The following is a 4,834-nucleotide window of genomic DNA, read 5'->3' as shown; positions in this document are numbered from 1 at the left end:
AGACCACGGCGTCCAGGGGCCGACGGCACATCTTCTCGCCGTCCCATTGCTGGCCGCACCAGCACAGGCCCTGCGCGTCAATGATGCAGGTGCCGGTGCCGCAGCAGCGTTCGTCGTCTTGCACGGAAACCTCTTGTTGGGGTCGACGCCCAAGGGGCGCCGCGGACGCGATGGAGCGCGACGTGGGGCTGCGCAGTCGCCGCCTGGAAAGCCCGGATTCTGTCGGTTCTGCCAAATGCAGCGGGGCTGAAAGGATTTAACGGGATGGGTGCGGCGCCGCACGGTGCTGTCTTTTCGCCTTGGCGTCCTGGTTGTTTGCCCCTGCATGTTCGCCGGGACCCATCGTTCTTCTTGATCTCGGCGTGAATTACCCGAGAGGGTTGGCGCTGCGATCGGCCTTCACCTCTGGCTTGTCTGGCGGGCCGATCTACGGGGAAGCGCGAGCGGCGGGCGCGCTGCCGGCCGCTCGCGGTGTCTGCCTCGCAGGAGCCTGATTCCCAGCGCTACGCCGCTGGGGACCGTTGGTGCTCTTGGCCGTGGCCTGGAAACACGCGCGCTTCACATCGTCCCAGGACCATTCGGCAGCACGGTAGCGGGCGCCTTCGTTGTGGAGATGGACCTTGTCCGAGTTTGCGCTGCTCCAGGCTTCGCATGTGATTCGTGGTCGTCCCACTCCTCGATAGCGTTCCACGCGGCGTCTACGGGTGGGAGACGCCGCGTGCCGCCTTGTCGTCCGCGACCAAGCCGTGCATCGGTACCGGCGCGGCCAGTGCGTCTTCGATGCGCGCCAGCAGTCGTCCGGGTGAGAGCGGCTTGTAGCCCACCGGAACCCCCAAGGCCGCCGCCCTGGACACCACGGCCGCGTCCAGGTCGCCGGTGACCAGAAGCCCAGGCAAGCTTGGCCAGCGCTTCCGCAAGATCTCGACAGCCTCGAGGCCGTCGATTCCACCCTCGATGTGGAGGTCCGTGATCAGCAGGTTTGGCGCCCGTCCCACCTGCGCCGCGGCTTCGAAGGCATGGTCGGCGTCCTTCGCCGCCAGCACGTCGAAGCCCCACTGCCGAACCAGCCCGGACGTTGCGGCCAGCGACTCGGGGTCATCGTCCAGCAGCAGCACGAGCTGGTTCCGGCCGCCGGCAGGCCCGGGGCCGGCGGTCTGCGTGATGCTGCCGGGTTCCGACAGGGGCAGCTCCATGGAAAAGCTGCTGCCCACTCCGACCTCGGACTGAACATGCAGCGGGTGCCCCAGGAGCGCCGCCGCGCGCTGGACGATCGGCAAACCGATGCCCAGTCCCTCCTCGATCTGGCTGTCCAGCCGCACGTACTCGGAGAACACGTCGTTCATACGGTCGGGGGGAATGCCCGGGCCTGAATCTCGTACCTCCAGCACCACGTTGCCCTCCGGCTGCGGACGCACCGCGACCGTCACCACACCCGTCATCGTGTAACGCACCGCGTTCGACACGAGGTTGAAGAGGATGCGGCGCAACAGGTGCTGATCGCTGAGCACCCAGAGGGTGCTGGGATGGACTTCGAGGTGCAAGCCCTTGCGGGCCGCGTCCGCGGCGAACTGAAGTTCGGCCTCGCGCAGAAGCTCGTCGAGTGAAACTGGACCCGGCATGGGCGCGTAGTTGCCGCCCTCCAGCCGCGTCAAGTCCATCAGCATGCCCAGCATCTCCGTCAGCGACCGGCTGCAGCGGCGGACGCCTTCCAGCTTGGCGGTTCGCTCACGTTCGTCCTTGACAGTGGTGGCGAGGTCGGCCAGCAGGCCCAGGGCGTGCGCCGGCTGCCGCAGGTCATGGCAGGCGGAGGCCAGCAGCCGCGTGCGCGACTGGTGCAGGGCCTGCAGCTCGCGGTTGCGCTGCGCAACCTCGGCGCTCAGGAGTTCGAGCTTGCGCTTCTGCCGGGCCTGACGGATGGCCAGGGCCGCGAAGCCCAGGGCGGACAGGACCGTGAGCCCGAGGCCCACGTCCAGCGTCTGCCGCCTTTCGTTCGAGGCCACCTCCCGGGCCCGCAGAAGCGCGTTCTCCTGCTCCCGGATCCGGGCATCGAAACGGGCCTCCTTGAGCTGCGCCTGACGCTCTGAAGCCAGGCGCAGGTTCTTGCCTGCGAGTTCGTGCATGCGCTCGGTCGCTTCGAGGGCCTGCTGCCATTGACCCAGGCCTCTGTAGACCTGGGACCGCACGCGCTCGAGCTCCTCCGGAGTCGGCGTCTGGTCCTTCAAGGTCGTTTGCGCCAGACGCTCGCTGCGTGCGAGCCACGCCATGGCCTCGCGCGCTTCGCCAAGCTGCGCATGGGCTTCAGCGAGGGCCCCATAGGCGCCGTTGCGGAATTCGTCGCTGGACACCTGCAAGAGGGCTTCACGTGCCTGTTCAATGGCCGCCTCCGGCTGGCGGTCGGCCACCAGGGCCCGTGCCAGTGCGACCCGCATGACGCCCAGAGTCACCGGAGCCACCTTCATCTGGAGGGCCAGCGCCAGGCCCTTGCGGCTGGCCTCCACGGCGCCGGCCGGGTCCCAGCCGCGCAGAAGCCGGGCGATCTGGTAGTTCGCCTGGATGCCCAGGTACCGGTAGCGCTCAGGCGGAGCCAGGTGCATGGCCTGCCGAACCCACTGGATGCGCCTTTGCCGGTTCGCCGGATCGGCTTGGATCCACTCCGTGCTCGTCGCCATGCTCATGAGGGTGTCCGCACGGTGCAGGTCATCGAAGGAAGCGTCCAGCGCGCGCTGATAGTGCGTGAGGCTGGCGCCCAGGTCGCCGCGCGCGGACGCAAGATACCCTTGGCTCGCGTACACGGGCACGTCACGGGCGGGATCGCCCAACCGCGCTGCGAGTGCCTGCTGCTCGTTCACGAGCCCCTCTGCCAAATCGAGCCGGTTGTCCATCAGGACGATGCAGGCTTGGGTCTCCAGCGCGTCGAACAGCAGGCGCGGGTCCTTCGATGCGCGGACGTCGGCGATGAGCCCTTCGATCGCCCGGTCCATGCCTTCAGGCTCGTAATCCCCCTCGAATGTCTTGGCGATGCACTGTTCGAACAGCGTTCTCACGCGACCCTGGAGGTTCCCGGCGCGCACGGCCGCGGCCTGGCGAAGCGCGGCGTCACGGGCGAACGCCGCGGGATCGGTGAAGCCGCGGGCGAGCACCGAGTGCCGCCACGCGCGCCAGTCATCGTCGATCGGAGGCGCCGCCGCCGCTGGTCGGCACAGGGCCAGGGCAACAAGGACGGCAGCGACCCGCAGTGGCGCGGCGGTGCTAAGGACGTGAAGCGGCGCCTCGAACAGGCGTCCCCGCATGGGTCGGAGGTCAGGGTTCATTGATCGCTCCCGGCGCCCGGGTGCGGTGTTCCCCCCGGCCCGACACACTATGCCATGGATGAGCTGGAGCAGGGCGCCCCGCAGTGGCCGGGCGTGCCGACAAGTTCAGGGCCAACCCGTGAACGCAGTGTGCCGCCAAAAATGTGCCGTGGCGGCGGGGCCCCGATGGGCGGGTCGCCTCGCACAGGGCACGGATGTTTCGTGGATGGAATCGGCCTGTGCCGGGGTCCAGGCTTCAGGTTGGGCCCACGGTCCTGGTCAACTTCACACCGCATTCGCCCGTTGTAGGGGTGCCCTGGCCAGAGCGCTCCCACTCCCCAAACCGAGTCGAAGGAAGACCCTGTGAAACTGAAGTTTGCGATGTTCGCTGCGGCGCTTTTCGCCGGCGTGTCCGCGCATGCAGCCGGAACGAACCTGATGATCCGTTCGGTCATTGGTGGAGACGCCTACTGCATGGACGTTGCCGAAGACGCCAAGGAAAATGGGACACCCGTCTTCATGTACCGCTGTCATGGGCGTGAAAACCAGCGTTGGACCATCACGCGCGGCGAAGGCGGCCAGGATCTGCTCGTGGGCACGGGCGGCCTGTGCATGGACGTGCGCGGCCGCCACTCGCGCGCGGATGGCACGCCGGTCCAGGTGTGGGCATGCCACTACGGCAGCAACCAGCGCTTCAAGGTCGGCGGCGACGGCCGGATTCGGGAAGTGGAGTCTGGCAAGTGCCTGATCCCGGTCGCCCAGCGCAACGCCGCCGCGATCGTGCTCGACGAGTGCGAGGGGCAGCCCTACGAAGTCTGGGACATTCGGCACTGACACTCGGCGGCGGATTGGACGGCCCAGCTTGGATCCAGTGTGCAGACCGGAGGCTGGACGCCTCGAGTCTCTTCAGGTCTCTCGCGATGGCCGGGGCGTCGGTGGCGAGGCGGCGGCCGCCTGGGCTGCTCGTACACTGACGCGGCAATGACACACGACGGAAATCTACCGTTCGCCTTGTCCCGGGATGCCATCCGCGTCGAGCTGGCGCTGCGCGACGGCTTCCTGGATGCGACGGTGAGCGGCTTCAAGAGCCCGGAGGGCGCGATGGCCGTGCTGGCGCGCATCGCCCAGGCCCTGCGTGATGCGCGGCAGTCGCGGGTGCTGATCGATGTGACTGCCGTGATCGGACAGATGAGCGGTAGCGACCATGCCGCCCTTGGCGCGGCCTTGGCGGCGCAGTTCGGCCCGGTGCGCTGCGCGGTGGTGGCCCGGGCTGACCGGCCGCGCGGCGAGATCGGTCCAGCCGCCAGCGCGGGCGGCGTCAACTACCAGGCCTTCGACGACCGGGAAGCCGCGCTGCAGTGGCTGGTCGTCACCGAGCCGCGCTAAGCCGCCCGAGCATCAGGCCGCTGCACCTAGGCTAGTGTCCTGTCCCGGTAATTCGTGCGCAGAGGCGAGCGAGTTTTTCGAGGATTGAATCCGCGGTGGCCGTCCAGGTGAACGGCTTGCAGTTCTCGTTGTACTGCCTGACGAAGCTGTCGATCTTT

General features: G+C 68.1%; 3 protein-coding genes and 1 pseudogene. 2 read left to right on the top strand and 2 right to left on the bottom strand.

The annotated features are described in order from the left end of the window. Nucleotides 1-698: 698 nt before the first annotated feature. A complete protein-coding gene (locus tag IM725_RS20670; RefSeq protein ID WP_193782324.1) occupies nt 699-3,311 on the bottom strand; it encodes an ATP-binding protein in 2,613 nt (870 codons plus the stop codon). Nucleotides 3,312-3,653: 342 nt separating this feature from the next. On the opposite strand from IM725_RS20670, the gene IM725_RS19585 reads away from it, so the two are divergent. Further along, nucleotides 3,654-4,124: an RICIN domain-containing protein gene (locus IM725_RS19585; protein ID WP_193782323.1), complete on the top strand. Its 471-nt coding sequence runs from the start codon at nt 3,654-3,656 to the stop codon at nt 4,122-4,124. A gap of 147 nt (nt 4,125-4,271) precedes the next feature. Continuing rightward, nucleotides 4,272-4,676, top strand: coding sequence for a SpoIIAA family protein (locus tag IM725_RS19580; RefSeq protein ID WP_193782322.1), 405 nt, complete (start codon nt 4,272-4,274; stop codon nt 4,674-4,676). Between the two features lie 31 nt (nt 4,677-4,707). On the opposite strand, the pseudogene IM725_RS19575 reads toward IM725_RS19580, so the two are convergent. Beyond that, nucleotides 4,708-4,834, bottom strand: a pseudogene (locus IM725_RS19575) (IS630 family transposase); the annotation flags it as partial.

Source organism: Ramlibacter aquaticus (assembly GCF_015159745.1).
Lineage (GTDB): Bacteria > Pseudomonadota > Gammaproteobacteria > Burkholderiales > Burkholderiaceae_C > Ramlibacter > Ramlibacter aquaticus.
The sequence above is the reverse complement of the archived record's forward strand: the minus strand, read 5'-3'. Positions and strand labels throughout refer to the sequence as shown.